The following is a 17,360-nucleotide window of genomic DNA, read 5'->3' as shown; positions in this document are numbered from 1 at the left end:
TAATTCACTTGGTTTATATTACGAAAAGACGTAACCACTTCTGGTTACGTCCTCTTATAAGTTTCAAAGCAAAGATGTAATTTTTATATTAATCAAATAAAGTACTTACTGATTGCTCTTCATATACACGGATAATCGCTTCACCTAATAGGCCAGCAACTGATAACTCAACAAGTTTATCAGTCTTTTTATCTTCAGTAAGACAAATTGAATTTGTTACAACTAATTCTTTAATACAAGAGTTTTCAATACGATCAATTGCCGGTCCAGACAATACAGGATGTGTACAACATGCATATACTTCTTTTGCACCATGCTCTACTAATGCATTAGCAGCAAGTGTAATCGTACCCGCTGTATCAATAATATCATCAATTAAGATAGCCGTTTTACCATCAATATTACCGATGATGTTCATAACTTCAGCAACATTTGGTTTTGGACGACGTTTATCAATGATAGCAATCGGAGCTTTTAGACGATCTGCCATTTTACGAGCTCTCGTTACTCCACCGTGGTCAGGAGAAACAATTACGATATCTTCAAGCTGTTTTTTTCTAAAGTAATCTGAAAGGATAGGTACACCTAATAAGTGATCAATCGGAATATCAAAGAATCCTTGAATTTGTGGAGCATGTAAATCAAGTGTAATCACTCGAGTTGATCCCGCAGTTTCAAGTAGATTTGCAACTAACTTCGATGTAATCGGCTCACGTGAACGAGCTTTACGATCTTGACGAGCGTAACCGTAGTAAGGAATTACAATGTTAATTGTTTTTGCCGATGCACGTTTTAAAGCATCAATCATAATTAATAATTCCATAATACTTTCATTTACAGGGAAACTTGTTGATTGAATGATAAATACATCACAACCACGGATACTTTCCTCAATGTTAATTTGCACTTCTCCATCGCTAAAACGAGAAACCGAACATTTACCAAGCTCTACACCAATGTGTTTTGCAATTTCTTCAGCCAATTTAGGATTCGAGTTTAGAGTAAATACTTTTAAATGCTTGTCTGGATAATGATTAGGCATGTTTCGTGTACCCTCCGCTTTTTTTCTTTTCTTTTTATCTATAATTAATTTTTATAGTAACCTTCTTTGTTCACTTGTCTTGCTCTTGCAATTGCTAGTGAATCTTCTGGAACTTCATCAGTAATTGTTGAACCAGCTGCAATGTATGAACCTTTTTTCACAGTTACAGGTGCAATCAGATTTGAATTACAACCAACAAAGACATTGTCCTCGATCGTTGTCTTAAATTTATTTTTACCATCATAGTTCACAGTGATTGAGCCACAACCAAGATTAACACCTTGACCAATTTCCGCGTCACCAATATAACTTAAATGAGATGCTTTACTTCCGTTGCCAAAAGTAACTTTCTTCGTTTCAACAAAATTTCCAATTCGAACTTCATCACCTAATGTTGACGCAGGACGAATGTGAGCAAATGGGCCAACTGTAGTTGAATCACCAATTTTACTTTCATGTACAACTGATTGCTTAATAACTGTATCATTACCAATTTCACTATCGATAATTTCAGTGTTTGGGCCAATTGTACTACCCGTTCCAATTATACTATTTCCATAGACCATTGTACCAGGGTAAATAATTGTATCCGAACCAATTTTTGCATCTGCAGAGATATATGTGCTAGCTGAATCGATAATTGTTACACCGTTCAACATATGCTTTTTGTTAATAGTTTTGCGCATGACTGATTCTGCAATAGATAATGCATATCGATCATTTACACCTAATGTTTCATCGAAATTTGCTGTTTTATATGCAGCTACTATTTCACCTTTTGCTTTTAGTATTTCAATAACATCTGGTAAGTAGTACTCACCTTGAGCGTTATTATTGTTTACTTCATTTAATGCTTCAAATAATGCTTTATTATCAAAGCAATATGTACCTGTATTGATTTCTTGAACTGTTAGCTCTTCTGGACTTGCATCCTTATGCTCCACAATTTTTAATACAGACCCATTTTCGCCCCTAATTATTCTACCATAACCAGTTGAATCCTCAAGATGGGCTGTTAAAATTGTAGCTTTTGCCTGTAATTTTTCATGCTCATCGAATAATGCTTGAATTGTCTCTGGTGAAATTAATGGTGTGTCTCCACAGATTACTAAAGTAGTTCCTTCTTTATCCTTCAACATTGGCGCCGCTTGAATAACAGCATGTGCAGTACCTAATTGCTCAGCTTGTAGAGCATATTCGCTATGATCACCTATTTGTGTTTTAACTAATTCCGCTCCGTGACCTACAACAGTTACAATATTTTGTACACCAACTGACATTACGTGGTCTACAACATGTTGAACCATAGGCTTCCCACAAACAGGGTGAAGTACTTTATATAATTTTGATTTCATTCTAGTACCTTTTCCTGCAGCTAGAACAATCGCATATTTATTTGACATAGTCATCCTCCATCAATCTAAATACCTATACCTGGTAGCTCAAACTGGTAATTTTAATATTTTTCCACAAAATACATCCATTTTATTATACCATAAAAAAAGAACCCATTATACAATAATGGGTTCTTTTTGGTCATATTTTTAAGAAGCACCTGCTTCTTCAAAGTCTTCTTCCAACTCACCTACACGGTGATATTCAGCTAATACAGAATCCTGTATTTTGCTACGAGTTGAAGAGTTAATCGGATGAGCGATATCACGGAACTCTCCATCCGGAGTACGTTTACTTGGCATTGCTACAAATAAACCGTTATTACCATCGATTACGCGAATATCATGAACAACAAATTCATGATCTAATGTAATTGATGCGATAGCTCTCATACGACCCTCCGTGTTTACGCGGCGTAGTCTTACGTCTGTCACTTCCATCTTGTTCACCACCTTTATCAACTTAAACCATAATTAGTAAGTTTCAACAATTATCAATAATTTCCTTCTTTTTGGAAAATTTTTTATTTAAATTATTTAATTTTTACAAATGTTTACTAAATTAATGTCTTTAACTTATTTATCGGTAGATTTTAATTGAATTTTAATGAAAATAAAAAAACCTGAAAATAATTTCAGGTTTTTTTCTTATACTAATGCGATACATTCGATCTCTACTAGGACGTCTTTAGGTAGTCTTGCAACTTCGACACAGCTTCTTGCAGGCTTGTGTCCATTGAAAAACTCTTCATAAATAGCATTAAAGTCAACAAAAGTAGTTAAATCTTTTAAAAATACAGTTGTTTTAATAACTTTTGATAAGTCTGTTCCAGCTTCTTCTAGAACAGCCTTAAGGTTAGCAAACACTTGCTTTGTTTGTTCCTCAATTCCGCCTTCTACAATATTTCCTTCTACAGTTAAAGGAATTTGTCCAGAAGTGTATAATAATCCATTAGCAATTATTGCTTGAGAATATGGTCCAATTGCTTTCGGTGCATGATCAGTATGAATTAATTGCATTATGTATCTTCCCCTTCTTCATTATATACAATTAGCTTATCTATTTAATGACTATAAGCTTTCAGTTTTAATAAATGATTCTTCTTGGAAATTGCCTCTTTCAACTCGAATAAGCTGTTCTCTTTCATTTACCTCAGATAACTTTACAAGTGATATATAATCTTCAACTAATCTTTCTTCAATATTTACTGCCTCAACTAATACACCTATTCCCGCAACATTTGCCTGAAATTCCTTAAGCAAATTTTTCATACCAGTAACCGTTCCACCAGCTTTCATGAAATCATCAATAATTAAAACATTTGAACCTGCCTCGATGCTTCTTTTTGCCAATGACATTGTTTGTATACGTTTTGAAGAACCAGATACGTAATTAATACTTACTGTTGATCCTTCCGTAACCTTGTTATCTTGACGAACAATTACAACTGGTACATTTAAAAAGTTTGCAACAGCATAAGCTAAAGGAATTCCTTTTGTTGCGATTGTCATAACGATATCTATTTTTTGATTACTGAATATAGATGCAAACATACGGCCTACACTATTAACATAGTTAGGATTGCTTAAGATATCAGTCATGTATAAGTATCCACCGGGCAACACTCGGTCTGGTTTTTGAAGTAGATCGCATAATTCTTCAATAACTGTATTTACTTCTTGATTACTAATACTAGGAATATACTTTACACCACCAGCTGCTCCTGGCACAGTCAATAGTGTCCCAATTCCTTGCTGTTCGAACGTCTGCTTTATAATACCTAAATCTTCACTTACTGATGATTTAGCAGACGCATATAAATCAGCAAAAAAAGTTAATGATACTAATTGTTGTGGATGATGCAACAAATAGTGTGTCATACCTACAAGACGAGAGCTTCTTCTAATTTTCATGCAGCACCTCAAATCACGAATATTTTATAAAAATTTTATAATAATATTCGTTTTTAATCAAGTTTTTCCCTTTCACCTAACATCCGAACGGCGTATACTTGATCGCAGAAACCTTTTAATCCATTATAAACACGATTCATTCTAGAATCATGGCGAACTAATCCGAATACTGTAGGACCACTTCCGCTCATTAAAACAGCATCTGCACCAAAACGTTTCATTTGATCCTTAATCATTGCAACCTCAGGGTGTAATTGCAGTGTAACTGTTTCTAATACATTTCCTAATGACAGACAAATATCGTCGTAATTTTTATTCGAAATGGCATTAACCATACGATCTACATCAGGATGTTGAATATTATCTAATTTAAGCTTTTGATAAACAGTTGCTGTTGAAACGCCCTGTGTTGGTTTTGCTAAAATAACCCAACAAGGTGGTGGTGTATCGATATGTTCAATTTTTTCACCACGACCTGTCGCTATAGCTGTTCCGCCGTAAACACAAAATGATACGTCCGACCCGATTTTAGAACCAATTACCGCTAACTCATCTAACGAACAATTTAAATTCCAAAGCTTATTTAGACCTCTTAATACTGCCGCAGCATCTGAACTACCTCCGGCTAAACCAGCAGCAACAGGAATATTTTTTGTAATAAAAATATGCGCTCCTAATTTAACTCCGAACATTTCTTTTAGTATCATCGCAGCTTGGTAAGCTAAATTACGTTGATCATCTGGCACATAACGATTATGTGATGTCACAACAATCTTGTCTTCTTGAATAAGCTCTAACTCAATTCGATCGGCTAAATCGATCGTTGTCATGATCATTTTTACATCATGATAACCGTCGCCTCTTTTGCCTACTACATCTAATGAAAGATTTATTTTCGCAGGAGCCTTCACCATTAATTTCACTATTCTCACCTTCTTATGAACACTTACTTTTTTGCTATTGTATCATAATTAACTCATAAGAAAAATGTACCCCAATGAAAGTGAGCTAGATCAGTAAATTTTCTTTGGGAAGATTCACAAAAACCGAAGCATTTAGCTTCGGTTTGATGTATAGACAAATTCGCTTGTCGAAGTGAAGATTGTTTATTGTTGCTTATTAGATAATTGTAACTCAGCTAATTCGATTGCCCTTTTAACCATGTTGCCGGCATCCTTCGCTCGAATGCCTCCCCAGCCTTCTTTTTGAACGACGTCATAGAAACCAAGGTCTTTTGCAAGTTCCTCTTTAAAGCTCTGTGACATTATACCTCTTTTTCTTCTACCCAAAAAAAGCAACCCCCTTTTTCCACTTCGACATTGTTAGTATGTGTAAGTTTGTTTCATTTCATTAATAACAAAAAGAAAAGGGACAGTAGAAAATTCTACTGCCCATTCGCCATCAGTCCACTTGTATGGTCATCACAGAAAAACAATTCAACTGTTTCTGTTAAAATATCTGCATAACTAAAAGATAAGCGTTCAAATGCGTTCTCTTCTTGATCTAATTGTACTACGAATATGGATGGATATGTTTCTGCTAATACACCGGAACGTTCCACAGTCTTTCTACGTCCGCTATTTGCTTTCAATGTAAGTCGTTGTCCAACATGACTATCTAAAGTATCCTTTATTTCAGATAATTTTTTTGCCATTTCATACCACCTCACTATGACAAGTATACCATCTTATGTAAACTAAGTCAAAAAAAGATAAAATTATACCAACGATACTGGTTACCTGTCAATATTTTTTTAAAAACACTCGATTATTATTTGTGAAAATCAGAAAATTTATGTATGAATACAAAAAAGATTTTCTACATACGAGTTTTCTCGTTAATGTAGAAAATCTTTTCCTTATTCCTCTTCCATTGATTGGAAAGGTAGCCCTGTTCTTAAAATTCCTTTTGTTTCCACTCCGCCTAATCCCTTCTCACCTGTAATTGTATTGCGAACCACTTCATAAACATTTACTCGATCCATAAATGATGTGAAGCTTATCTTCCCAACAACATAAACAGGATCTAATGCATGTATGTTTACCCTAGTTGGTGAGCTTGCAAAGTTTGCTCCTGCACGTATAATCGCTTCAAAGTGCGATTGACATGCCCCAGCAAAAATTACAAGGTGGTCTAAAGATGGAACCTTTTTTCGCGCTTCTTTTACAGCATCGACAAAATATCTTGAATGTCTGTAGGCTTCTATATCAGTAACGACCCCTTTTGCCTTTGTGTATGCATCATGACCAGTTATAACAAGTATATCAGGGCGATAATGATCTAAGTAATAACCAATTTTTGTTGGTAATTCTGTTTCCTTACAATAGATTCCCTCAACGGGAACACCCATCTTATTATACATTTCAAGACATTTTTTTAAATATATTGGATCTCCATCGATGTGAAGAACCCGACCTGGTATTTGAAAAAGATTTACATCTGTTCTATATCCATTTGTTGCTTGAAATCTTCTTTTTTCTTTTTGCTCTAAGGCTTCTCTTTTAAATAGTTTGTAGTTTTCCTCAATTTGAACAGATGACCTTTTACCTTTTTCTCGATACTCTGATTCAATGATTACTCGCAGGTCAGATAAAGGCGCATCAGCAATTAAACGAAAATCATCACCATATAAAACAGCAATGACTTCATCCCCGATTTGTTTTACCTCCACTACTCGAAAAACTAGGTCATATTTATAAGATGCTCTTTCTACTATATCCCCTACATTAATATTCACATGCCTTCCCCTCCAAAATTGCTTAAATACACTACGAGTTCGCTCTCTTTTTTTAGATTATGTATGGACAAAAAAAAGGGTGAAAAGAAGGTTTATTGAACTTTAGTAGGGCAACAGAACTAAAATTAAGGAGCAAATAAAAAAGATGATTACAAACTAGTTGGTAAATTAGCTCATAATCATCTTTTTGTTATTTTACTTGTTTATATAGACTATTACTTAATGTTGCAAATTCTTGAATTGATAAAGTTTCTCCTCTTCTTGTCCCTTCAATACCTGCCTCTAGAAGACAAGCTTCAAGTATTGCTTTATCTTTTTTTAGATAAGAAAAGTTATTTAATAAATTATTAGTTAATGTTTTTCGCCTCTGAGCAAAGCTCGCTCTAACTACTTCAAAAAAGAATGATTCATCAATTACCTCTGCTGCTGGTTCTTCACGCTTTACTAGCTTTATAACAGCAGAATCAACGTTTGGCTGTGGCATGAAGACTGTTCTAGGTACAGTCATAACAGTTGCAGCATGTGTATAAAACTGTATAGCTATTGATAATGAACCATAATCCTTTGTTCCCGGCTTAGCGGCGATGCGGTCAGCTACTTCTTTTTGCAACATACAAACAATTCCTCTGATTGGTAAACCTTCTGTTAATAGCTTCATGATAATTGGTGTCGTTACATAATAAGGCAAGTTTGCGACTACCATTATATCTAACTCATTTGGCAAATACTCATTAATCGCTTTTTCAACATCTGCCTTTAGTACATCTTCATTAACGATTTGTATATTATCATATGGTGAGAGTGTATCTTCTAAAATTGGGATTAGTCTATTATCAATTTCAAAAGCTAATACTTTCTTAGCACGCTTAGCAATTTGCTCAGTTAATGCCCCAATCCCCGGGCCAATTTCAATTGCACAACTTTCTTCTGTTAAATCTGCATAACTTACAATGTTTTCTAGTATATTTGTATCAATTAAGAAATTTTGACCATAGCTTTTTTTAAAGAAGAAATCGTATTTGGCTAATATTTCTTTCGTTCGACTAGGTGTCGCGATATCCTTCATTATTTTTCCTCCATTAAAACTTTTTTTACTGCTTGTCCAAATTCATCTTTTGAGATTTGAAACATTTGCAGTCTTTTCTCTAATTGCTTACCGTTTGTATAACCTATATTAAGAATTTTACCAAGTTTATCTCGTCTTTCACTTGATGAGGGATGTCCAATTAATCCTGCATCGATTAAATCTTCTTTTGTAATTTCAGATTCAACTTCGATAAATTCCTGCTTAACATGAATTAAAGCATTTCGAATAGATTCTCTAGTAGCATGCTCGATTCCTAATCCTTTTTTACCTGAACGAACAGCTTCTTCCTTTGGTAAAAACGCATGCTTACATCCTGGTACATGTTCTTTAATAATCGAGCGTATACGTTGACCAGGATAATCAGGATCTGTAAATACGATAACGCCTCGAGTCTCCTGAGCATGCTTTATTAATTTTAAAGTATCCTTATTTATAGCAGAACCACTTGTTTCAATTGTATCTGCATCCACAGCTCTTTTAATTGCCGCCGTATCATCTTTACCTTCAACAACAATGATTTCTTTAATTTTCATTTGTTCCTCCAACCAATGCAAGTATATGTAATCATACCATATGGATAATAAAACTTCATACTCTCATAAAATTAGTATAAAAAAAAGCAGAAGGACTTATCCTTCTACTTTCATTCATTCAACGATCTATTTTAAAAATATTAGCTAATAATACGAATTTTTACAGTACGACGACCAAAATCAAAACAATCGTCTTTTGTAGGCATTAAAATATCAATTCTTCTGCCTTTAATTGCTCCACCAGTGTCACCAGCAATAGCAACGCCATATCCTTCAACCCAAACCTTAGATCCTAAAGGAATCACTTTTGGATCAACTGCAATCAGTTTTGTGTTAGGATTTTTACGAACATTAATACCTAAGGCTGTTACACCAGACATCCCAGCATCGTAAGGTGAATATGCAGTTGCTTCAACATACATTTCTTTTACCTTACTACTTGATTTTGGCGCACTAGATTTTACTAATGCACTTGATGTTAGTACAGACTTTGTTCCAACTGCAACTACTCGATCAACGGGTTCTTTTAAAATAGTTTCATCAACTAGCGTTTTAGAAACTACCTTACCATTTTCTTTAATTAGTTCAAAGTTACGTTTAACAAGTCCTTTAACACCTTCTGAAATGACCGAAGATTCATCTTTAAACATAGAAGAATCTTTTTGCTCTTTTACTTTAAAATCTACAGGCTCTTCCACCACATCGTTGACTTTTTCGACACGGATAACTCGAACTGTATCATTTTGTTTGATGATTTCTCCGGCACCTGGTTCAACTCGGTCAAATTCGTTTAATGTAATGTTCTGCTTTTCTAAAAAGTCAGCGACAGTAGTCGAAGTTGCAAATACTTTTTTAGAAACTCCTCCGTCATTTAATACCATAGGGAATGCTTTTTCGTAAGATACTTTACCATTTTCCTCTAACGGTGTTGACAGTGCAGGCATTATTACATCATCAGGATTGATCTTAATATTTTGTTCCTTTAATAATTCCTTTACCGTTTGAGCAGTTGTCATAATGACTTTTTCTTGCCCATCGATTGTAAGTTTAACAGGTTTCGCTAAATGAACTGTAATATCCATATCATCTGATATTTTCGTTTTGGCCGACGGATATATTTCATCTGCATTCGTAATATTAATATTTTGTTCTTTTAATAATTCAGCCACAGTATTTGCATGTGTTTGAATAACCTGTTCCTTCCCGTCTACCTCAAGAGTTACTTGTTCTTTAAGTCCCTCATATGCTCCTGTACCTACTGATCCAGTGAAAACTAAAGCTCCTGCAAGTTGTACTGCTAGTTTTTTACTACTCCCAAGTCTAGAAAGTAACCTATTCGCGTCTATCACGATTTTACTCCTCCTTTTCGCCTGAGAAAAAAGATTGACTAGCTCCAAACCTATTAACTAGTGCTTCTACTCTACTGAATGTATGTTTACTAGATTTAGAAGTAGAAGAGTTTTCTTTCGACAAATTCTTCAACTCTTCATACGTGAACTGTGACGAATATTATGTATTCGTACTAGTTCATGAGATCATTTGTTAATCTGAAAAATAGTACACGCATTTTCGAAAGTTCGTTTTTGAACTTCTTCAACTGATATGTTTTTTAAACGTGCAATTTCATCAGCAACAAGTGATACATAGCTAGGTTCATTTCTTTTTCCTCTATACGGATGTGGTGTTAAGTATGGACAATCCGTTTCGATTAATAGATTTTCTAACGGAATCTCTGTCGCAATTTCTTTTGGTTTTTTTGCATTCTTAAATGTAACTGGTCCTCCTAATGAAATATAGAAGTTCATTTTAATACATTCTTTTGCAGTTTCCACACTTCCGCCGAAGCAGTGCATAATGCCACCTACTTCTGATGCATTTTCTTCTTTTAAAATGGTTACAATGTCTTCTGTTGCGTCTCGATTGTGAATGACAATCGGTAGTCCGCATTCTTTTGCTAATTGAATTTGTTTGCGAAATACTTCTTTTTGAATTTCTTTTGGAGATTTATCCCAGTAGTAATCTAATCCAGTTTCACCAATTGCTACTACTTTAGGATGTTTTGCTAATTCCTTAATCCATTCAAAGTCTTCATCAGTTGCGTCAATTGCATCAACTGGATGCCATCCAATAGCTGCATAAAGAAAATCATACTTCTCAATTAATTCCATAGCTTTCGTAATTGTTGGTCGATCAAAGCCAACAACTACTTGATGAACAACTCCTGCTTCCAGGGCTCTACTTATTACTTCTTCAAGGTCTTCTTTGTATTGATCTGCATTTAAATGTACATGTGTATCAAAAAGCATTTTTACTTCCCCTTTGCTCATCTGAGATTTAGTCTAGCATACCGTAAAATTTCTTACCTAACGCACAGTTAACAATTCCATTACAAAAAGAAACAGTCAAAATTAAGCAATTTCTAATAAATTTTTAAAGATGTTTTAAACTAATTCCATGTTATATCAAGACTTTCTTACTTTTTGAAACAAAATTCTGATAATTTTCTTAGTTTACTATTGTAATCAATCTGTAATATTTTCTTCATATAGTGACATTTTCTAACAATAACTTGTTAACACCTGCCATAAATCAACAAAATATTATCATATTTGTGATTCTTATGATATTTTTACAATTTTCTGCACAATACAACAATTATTTCAGTAAAACAAATCAAAAAAGAAAAGTATTTCATGTTAGTTTTTACACGAAATACTTTTCCTAGTAACATTATTTAATAATAGTACCATTTGGTAATGATTGATCAATTGTTGCAAGTGATAGCTTACCTTCAATACTTCCTGCAAGAATCATCCCTTCGGATAGTTCCCCTCTAAGCTTTACAGGTTTTAAATTCGTTACGCAGATAACTTTTCTACCAATTAAATCTTCTGGTTTATAGTATTCCGCTATACCTGACACAACTTGTCTTGATTCATTTCCTAAATCTAATTGAAGTTTTAAAAGTTTTTTTGCTCCTTTTACTGCACCAGCTTCTTTTACTTCAGCTACCTTTAGTTGAACTTTAAAGAACTCATCAATTGTAATTTCAGGAACAGTTTCTTCCACTTTCTCTTCTTCTACTGGTTTTACAGTACCCTGCATTTGTTCTTTAATATATGCAACTTCAACCTCTGTCTCTAAACGTGGGAAAATTGGTTCACCCTTTTGTACTCTCGTATCCTTCTGAATTGCTCCAAACTCATTTAGGCTGTTCCATGATAGAATTGTTTCATCAACTAGTCCTAACTGAGAGAAAATTTTCGCTGGAGTCTGAGTTAAGAAAGGTTTTAATAAAATCCCAACTTGGCGTAAAGATTCAGCTAAGTGTGCCATTACCGAAGCTAGTTCATGTACACGGCTTTCGTCTTTAGCAAGTACCCACGGCTGTGTCTCATCAATATATTTGTTTGTACGACTAACAAACTGCCAAATATTTGTTAATGCAACTGAAAACTCCATATTTTCCATTGCTGCTTCCACAGTTTCTTTTGTATTCTTTGCCACTTGTTGTAGGTTTTCGTCAAAATCTGTTACTGTTCCATTAATAGCAGGAATATTACCATCAAAATATTTTTGGATCATTGCAATTGTTCGATTTAATAAATTCCCTAGATCATTTGCTAAATCAAAATTAATACGGTCGACGAATCCTTCAGGCGTAAAAATACCATCTGATCCAAAAGGAACTTCACGTAATAAATAGTATCTTAAAGCATCTAAGCCATATCGGTCGATTAATACTACTGGATCTACAACATTACCTTTTGATTTACTCATCTTACCGTCTTTCATTAATAACCATCCGTGAGCAAAGACCTTTTTTGGTAATGGTAAGTCTAATGCCATTAACATAATCGGCCAATAAATCGTATGGAAACGTACAATTTCTTTACCAACTAAATGAACATTCGCTGGCCAATATTTTTTATAGTTTTCTTCATTATCTGAACCATAACCTAAAGCTGTAATATAGTTAGATAAAGCGTCAATCCAAACATAAATTACGTGTTTAGCATTTCCAGGTACTTTTACACCCCAGTCGAATGAAGTACGTGAGACAGCTAAATCCTCTAAACCAGGTTTAATGAAATTGTTAATCATTTCATTTTTTCTTGATTCAGGTTGAATAAATTCTGGGTTTTCTTCATAATACTTCAGTAATCGGTCAGCATATTTGCTCATTTTAAAGAAATATGACTCTTCTTTTACTAGCTCTACTGGATGACCGCTGTCCGGACTCTTTCCACCAATAATTTTTCCTTCTTCATTATATAAAGGATCAACAATTTGTGTTTCCGTATAATAGGTTTCATCCGGAACAGAATACCAACCCTCATACTCGTCCAAATAAATATCACCTTGATCTAGTAATTGCTTGAAAATCTTCTCAACAATTTCTTTATGTCTGCTTTCCGTCGTACGGATAAAATCATCATAGGAAATATCTAATTTTGTCCATAGGTCCTTAATACCAACAACGATATCGTCTAAGTATTTTTGCGGTGAGACATTTAACTCCTCAGCTTTACGTTGAATTTTTTGACCATGTTCATCTGTACCCGTTAAATAAAAGACATCAAACCCTTGAAGTCTTTTATATCTTGCCATTGCATCCCCAGCAACAGTCGTATAAGCATGACCTATATGTAATTTTCCGCTCGGATAATATATTGGGGTTGTAATATAAAAAGTTTTATTACTCATTGACCAAAAATCCTCCTTCAAATATTTCTAAATATTGACACTAAATTATTCGCATGATTTTGCATTTCATTATAAAATGAAAAATGAGTTATCTGCATATCCCCATCTACTATTACAACTTCATACTTATTTTATAAGTTAAATTTTACACAATAGTAACATCTATTTCTATTATTTCTCATAAATATACATATATTTTCTCTTTAATTAACCCATTTTGGCATAGTAGCATTATGTAGCTCTGTCTTTTAGACTACATAGTACATTTATTTTTAATAAAAACTTTATATAGGAGGATTAATTATGAAATCTACAGGAATTGTCCGTAAGGTAGACGAGCTTGGCCGTGTAGTCATACCAATTGAACTTAGAAGAACACTAAATATCACTGAAAGAGACACAATTGAAATATTCGTTCAGGATGATCGAATTATCCTAAAAAAATATGAACCAAATATGACTTGTATGATGACGGGAGAAATTTCTCAAAATAATCTTGAGGTTGCTGATGGCAAAATTGTTTTAAGTAAAAAAGGCGCAGAACTACTAAAATTCGAGATTGAACAATTTTTAGCTGATAATAATTAAATTGAAGAGGCTGCCTCGTTTAATTGCATTCTCTAAATAAAAGCTAGTAAAAATGAGTAGAGAATTATAAATAAATAAGACAGCCTAACTTCATTTTCAAACCTTATTAAATTTCATGATATTCCGCGTAGACGTCCCTTTTATTTAATGAACGATCCTTCGCAACAAGTTTTATAGCATCTTTACTTTTTTCGTTTTTTTCATTTATGTACCAATCGACATGTTGGTTAATGGATAGTTCCTGCCACCAACACTCCTCATTGTTTTTCACATCTTCTTCAGATGCCCCTTCTAAAACAACTACAAACTCTCCACGTACTTCTTCATTCGTTGCCCAGTCTATAGCATCACTAACTGTCCCACGTAAAAACTCTTCGAACTTCTTTGTTAATTCCCTACAAAGTACAATTTTTCTGTCACCTAATACTTCAATAATAACGTGTAGCGTTTCTTTTAAACGGTGTGGAGACTCGTATAAAATGACTGTACTACGTTGCCCCTTTAACGGTTCCAATTGCTTCTTCTTATCTTTCTTTTGACGTGACAAGAATCCTATGTATAAAAACGAATCAGTAGGAAGTCCAGATGATATTAAAGATGTTAAGGCAGCATTTGCACCAGGTAAAGGAACGACAGAAATACCTTCCTCTAAACAAAGTTTTACAAGTTCATAACCTGGGTCATTTATACATGGCATTCCTGCATCACTTACTAATCCAACTTTTAATCCTCGTTTTAAGTCTTCTACAAGCTTTAATCCTGCTTTTTCTTTATTATGCTCATGATAACTCACTAAAGGCGTTGGTATTTCGAAATGATTACAAAGCTTTTTCGTATTACGTGTATCCTCCGCTGCAATATAATCTACTTCTTTTAGTATTCGTACCGCTCTAAACGTCATATCTTCTAAATTTCCAATAGGGGTTGGTATTAAATAAAGACAGCCTAATTCTTCATTTAAGAAGCTCTTTTGACTTTTAATCATTACTCGTTCCTCCTCTCATATATCGTTCTTTGTTTTCTCTTGATAATTGCTTAAAAGCGTATTCCGCTTGCATCGCTTCTCTTTTAGTTGGGTATTCCTCAAAAAATATACAATTTACAGGTGTTCTACCCCTCGTATATTTTGCACCCTTTCCATCGTTGTGTTGTTTTACTCTACGCTTAATATTTGTTGTATACCCTGCATAGAAAGTTGCATCAGAGCATTCTAGCACATATAGATAGTGTTTATGATCTTTCATATAGAATTTCCTTTAACTCAGTCGTATACTCGTTATTTTCCTCATATACGTAAATCGGAGGCAAAATTTTAAGGTCAGCCTTACCACCTTTAATACCTTCAATTAGAAGTGTATTTGCTTCCTTACCCATTTTTGGATAGACAAACTGAATTCTTTTCGGCTCAATACCATGTTTACGCATTGTTGTAACAATATCCAACATACGTCCTGGACGATGAACCATCGCCAATTTTCCACCGTGCTTCAAAAGTTGTTTACTTGCATTGATTACTTCTTCTAAATTGGTTTTAATCTCATGTCTCGCTATTGCATAATGCTCATTCATATTCTGTTCAGAAGTCGGAATATCTTGAAAGTACGGCGGATTACACGTAACGACATCTACAAATTCTCTACCTATTTTATCTGGTGCATTTTTTAAATCGTCATGAATCATTGATACTTTTTCATCTAACTTGTTATATTCAATGCTTCTTTTAGCCATATCATACAGTCGTTCTTGTATTTCTACACCTATTATATTAGCTTTAGATCTTCGGTGTAACATCAATGGAATAACTCCATTTCCAGAGCATAAATCAACAATTGTACCTTTTTGGATCGGGACATATGTAAAATTGGATAAAAGAACTGCATCTAATGAAAATGAAAAAACAGATGGACTTTGAATAATCCTCATATCATCGGTTAATAAGTAATCTAAGCGTTCGTCACCTTTAAGCATAATTAGTTCCTTTCAAATTCTTACCAATATTATCTTTTAGCATTGCCTAATTGTATAACAATTAACTAGCAATGCATAAAAAGAAGCTATTCCATTTGGAACCAGCGCACTTTCCCTTTTTAAACAGCTTATTTAATAGCTGTTTTCTAAAAAGGTAATCGCTCGCTTCTTCCGGAATAGCCTACCATTACTTTTTATCAAAGAAAGATAAACAAAACAGACAGTCCTCACCATGACGTACGCTTCCATAATGTAGATTACAAATATGGAAACCTTCTTGGTACAATCTTGCTAAATTATCATAGCCTTCCCCAAGATCCTTATCCTTTTGTACCTTTTTCTTCTTTGAGTCTTTTATTTGTTCTTTTTCTTCTATACGTTTATCTAGACCTAATCTTTCTCGTAAGTGATCATTCTCAATTTTCGTATAGTGATTTTCTTCTAGTAGCTCAGCAATATATTGTTTTAAGTCACTAAGCTGTGTTGATAAATCTTGAATTTGTTCTTCCATATTGGAAAGAGATAAGAATATATTCTTCTTGTCCAATCTTACCACCTCTTAATCTGTGGTTTGTATTGACACGACTCCCTCGTGAATTAAATCATCTAGGGTATACTCCACAACGCGTTCTTTTTTAATCAATTCTACCTGAATAACTCGTTCTAAGATGTTCAATCCTACTACTCTTCCAGGACCTTCTGCTGTCTTGATGATATCCTCTAAGTCTGGAAGTTGTTCTTTTGCAGCCTCGTACTCGTCATTTTCATATTTTAAGCAGCACATTAATCGGCCACAAAGTCCTGAAATCTTCGCCGGGTTAAGAGAAAGGTTTTGATCTTTAGCCATTTTAATGGATACTGGTTCAAAATCACCTAAGAACGTTGAACAACACAACATTCTACCGCAAGGTCCAATCCCACCGAGCATTTTAGCTTCATCGCGTACTCCTATTTGTCTTAATTCAATTCGAGTACGGAATACTGCAGCCAAATCCTTTACTAATTCCCTGAAGTCTATTCTACCATCTGCTGTAAAATAAAAGATGACTTTATTTCGGTCAAATGTATATTCGACATCAACTAACTTCATATCTAGTTCATGTTGCATTACTTTACTAGAACAAACTTCATAAGCTTCTTTAGCTGATTGTTTATTCTCTTCAACAATCATACGATCATGTTCATCAGCTAATCGCATAACTTTTTTTAACGGAAGGACTACGTCATTTTCTCCGACCTTTTTATTTGGTACAACTACTTTTCCAAATTCAATCCCTCTCACCGTCTCAACGATGACAAAAGTATCTTTAGGGATTGCTAGTCCATTTGGGTCGAAATAATAGATTTTACCAGCTTTTTTAAAACGTACTCCGACTACTTCGTACACAAT

The 17,360-nt window shown here is 34.1% G+C and carries 20 protein-coding genes; 1 reads left to right on the top strand and 19 read right to left on the bottom strand.

Features of this window, described 5'->3' with window-relative positions; all coding sequences use genetic code 11:
* Window positions 1-88 precede the first annotated feature (88 nt).
* The 14 genes from MY490_RS00310 to metG form a co-directional block, all read right to left on the bottom strand.
* Complete coding sequence (locus tag MY490_RS00310) at window positions 89-1,042, bottom strand: ribose-phosphate diphosphokinase (RefSeq protein ID WP_069033957.1); 954 nt, start codon at window positions 1,040-1,042, stop codon at window positions 89-91.
* 44 nt (window positions 1,043-1,086) lie between these two features.
* Window positions 1,087-2,445, bottom strand: coding sequence for a bifunctional UDP-N-acetylglucosamine diphosphorylase/glucosamine-1-phosphate N-acetyltransferase GlmU (gene glmU / locus MY490_RS00305; RefSeq protein ID WP_248267565.1), 1,359 nt, complete (start codon window positions 2,443-2,445; stop codon window positions 1,087-1,089).
* A 141-nt stretch (window positions 2,446-2,586) separates the two neighbouring features.
* On the bottom strand, window positions 2,587-2,877 hold the full coding sequence (gene spoVG, locus MY490_RS00300) for a septation regulator SpoVG (protein ID WP_056474486.1): 291 nt from the start codon (window positions 2,875-2,877) through the stop codon (window positions 2,587-2,589).
* 207 nt (window positions 2,878-3,084) lie between these two features.
* Complete coding sequence (locus MY490_RS00295) at window positions 3,085-3,456, bottom strand: RidA family protein (protein WP_282439829.1); 372 nt, start codon at window positions 3,454-3,456, stop codon at window positions 3,085-3,087.
* A 51-nt stretch (window positions 3,457-3,507) separates the two neighbouring features.
* A complete protein-coding gene (purR, locus tag MY490_RS00290; RefSeq protein WP_056474490.1) occupies window positions 3,508-4,350 on the bottom strand; it encodes a pur operon repressor in 843 nt (280 codons plus the stop codon).
* 53 nt (window positions 4,351-4,403) lie between these two features.
* A complete protein-coding gene (gene ispE / locus MY490_RS00285; protein WP_432707056.1) occupies window positions 4,404-5,264 on the bottom strand; it encodes a 4-(cytidine 5'-diphospho)-2-C-methyl-D-erythritol kinase in 861 nt (286 codons plus the stop codon).
* 192 nt (window positions 5,265-5,456) lie between these two features.
* Window positions 5,457-5,615, bottom strand: coding sequence for a small, acid-soluble spore protein, alpha/beta type (locus MY490_RS00280; RefSeq protein WP_069033981.1), 159 nt, complete (start codon window positions 5,613-5,615; stop codon window positions 5,457-5,459).
* A gap of 119 nt (window positions 5,616-5,734) precedes the next feature.
* On the bottom strand, window positions 5,735-6,004 hold the full coding sequence (gene veg, locus MY490_RS00275; RefSeq protein ID WP_069033953.1) for a biofilm formation stimulator Veg: 270 nt from the start codon (window positions 6,002-6,004) through the stop codon (window positions 5,735-5,737).
* Between the two features lie 204 nt (window positions 6,005-6,208).
* Window positions 6,209-7,087, bottom strand: a complete 879-nt coding sequence (gene yabG, locus MY490_RS00270) for a sporulation peptidase YabG (RefSeq protein ID WP_069033952.1) — start codon at window positions 7,085-7,087, stop codon at window positions 6,209-6,211.
* A gap of 190 nt (window positions 7,088-7,277) precedes the next feature.
* Window positions 7,278-8,153, bottom strand: a complete 876-nt coding sequence (gene rsmA, locus MY490_RS00265; protein WP_248267563.1) for a 16S rRNA (adenine(1518)-N(6)/adenine(1519)-N(6))-dimethyltransferase RsmA — start codon at window positions 8,151-8,153, stop codon at window positions 7,278-7,280.
* On the bottom strand, window positions 8,153-8,707 hold the full coding sequence (gene rnmV, locus MY490_RS00260; RefSeq protein WP_056474503.1) for a ribonuclease M5: 555 nt from the start codon (window positions 8,705-8,707) through the stop codon (window positions 8,153-8,155). The genes rsmA and rnmV overlap by 1 nt, the downstream gene beginning before the upstream one ends.
* A gap of 140 nt (window positions 8,708-8,847) precedes the next feature.
* Entirely contained in the window at window positions 8,848-10,056 is a 1,209-nt protein-coding gene (locus tag MY490_RS00255; RefSeq protein ID WP_248267562.1) for a resuscitation-promoting factor, read from the bottom strand.
* A gap of 186 nt (window positions 10,057-10,242) precedes the next feature.
* A complete protein-coding gene (locus MY490_RS00250; protein WP_248267561.1) occupies window positions 10,243-11,013 on the bottom strand; it encodes a TatD family hydrolase in 771 nt (256 codons plus the stop codon).
* Window positions 11,014-11,437: 424 nt separating this feature from the next.
* Window positions 11,438-13,414 carry a methionine--tRNA ligase gene (gene metG, locus MY490_RS00245; RefSeq protein WP_248267560.1) on the bottom strand — a complete coding sequence of 659 codons (1,977 nt, stop codon included), beginning with the start codon at window positions 13,412-13,414 and terminating at the stop codon, window positions 11,438-11,440.
* 303 nt (window positions 13,415-13,717) lie between these two features.
* On the opposite strand from metG, the gene MY490_RS00240 reads away from it, so the two are divergent.
* A complete protein-coding gene (locus tag MY490_RS00240; protein WP_248267559.1) occupies window positions 13,718-14,002 on the top strand; it encodes a transition state genes transcriptional regulator AbrB in 285 nt (94 codons plus the stop codon).
* Between the two features lie 106 nt (window positions 14,003-14,108).
* Here the strand turns inward: MY490_RS00240 and rsmI are convergent, their stop codons facing one another.
* The 5 genes from rsmI to MY490_RS00215 form a co-directional block, all read right to left on the bottom strand.
* Window positions 14,109-14,984 (bottom strand): 16S rRNA (cytidine(1402)-2'-O)-methyltransferase, encoded by an 876-nt coding sequence (rsmI, locus tag MY490_RS00235; protein WP_248269287.1) that lies wholly within the window; start codon window positions 14,982-14,984, stop codon window positions 14,109-14,111.
* A complete protein-coding gene (locus tag MY490_RS00230) occupies window positions 14,980-15,246 on the bottom strand; it encodes a GIY-YIG nuclease family protein (protein WP_248267558.1) in 267 nt (88 codons plus the stop codon). The genes rsmI and MY490_RS00230 overlap by 5 nt, the downstream gene beginning before the upstream one ends.
* The gene (locus MY490_RS00225; protein WP_248269286.1) at window positions 15,233-15,973 is read right to left on the bottom strand and encodes a tRNA1(Val) (adenine(37)-N6)-methyltransferase; all 741 of its coding nucleotides are present in this window, start codon (window positions 15,971-15,973) and stop codon (window positions 15,233-15,235) included. The genes MY490_RS00230 and MY490_RS00225 overlap by 14 nt, the downstream gene beginning before the upstream one ends.
* A gap of 184 nt (window positions 15,974-16,157) precedes the next feature.
* Window positions 16,158-16,517 carry a DNA replication initiation control protein YabA gene (gene yabA, locus MY490_RS00220; RefSeq protein ID WP_248267557.1) on the bottom strand — a complete coding sequence of 120 codons (360 nt, stop codon included), beginning with the start codon at window positions 16,515-16,517 and terminating at the stop codon, window positions 16,158-16,160.
* Between the two features lie 12 nt (window positions 16,518-16,529).
* Window positions 16,530-17,357, bottom strand: a complete 828-nt coding sequence (locus tag MY490_RS00215; protein ID WP_097979278.1) for a PSP1 domain-containing protein — start codon at window positions 17,355-17,357, stop codon at window positions 16,530-16,532.
* Window positions 17,358-17,360: the final 3 nt, after the last annotated feature.

The sequence above is a fragment of the Gottfriedia acidiceleris genome, from assembly GCF_023115465.1.
Lineage (GTDB): Bacteria > Bacillota > Bacilli > Bacillales > Bacillaceae_G > Gottfriedia > Gottfriedia acidiceleris_B.
This window is presented reverse-complemented; position numbering and strand designations above follow the sequence as displayed.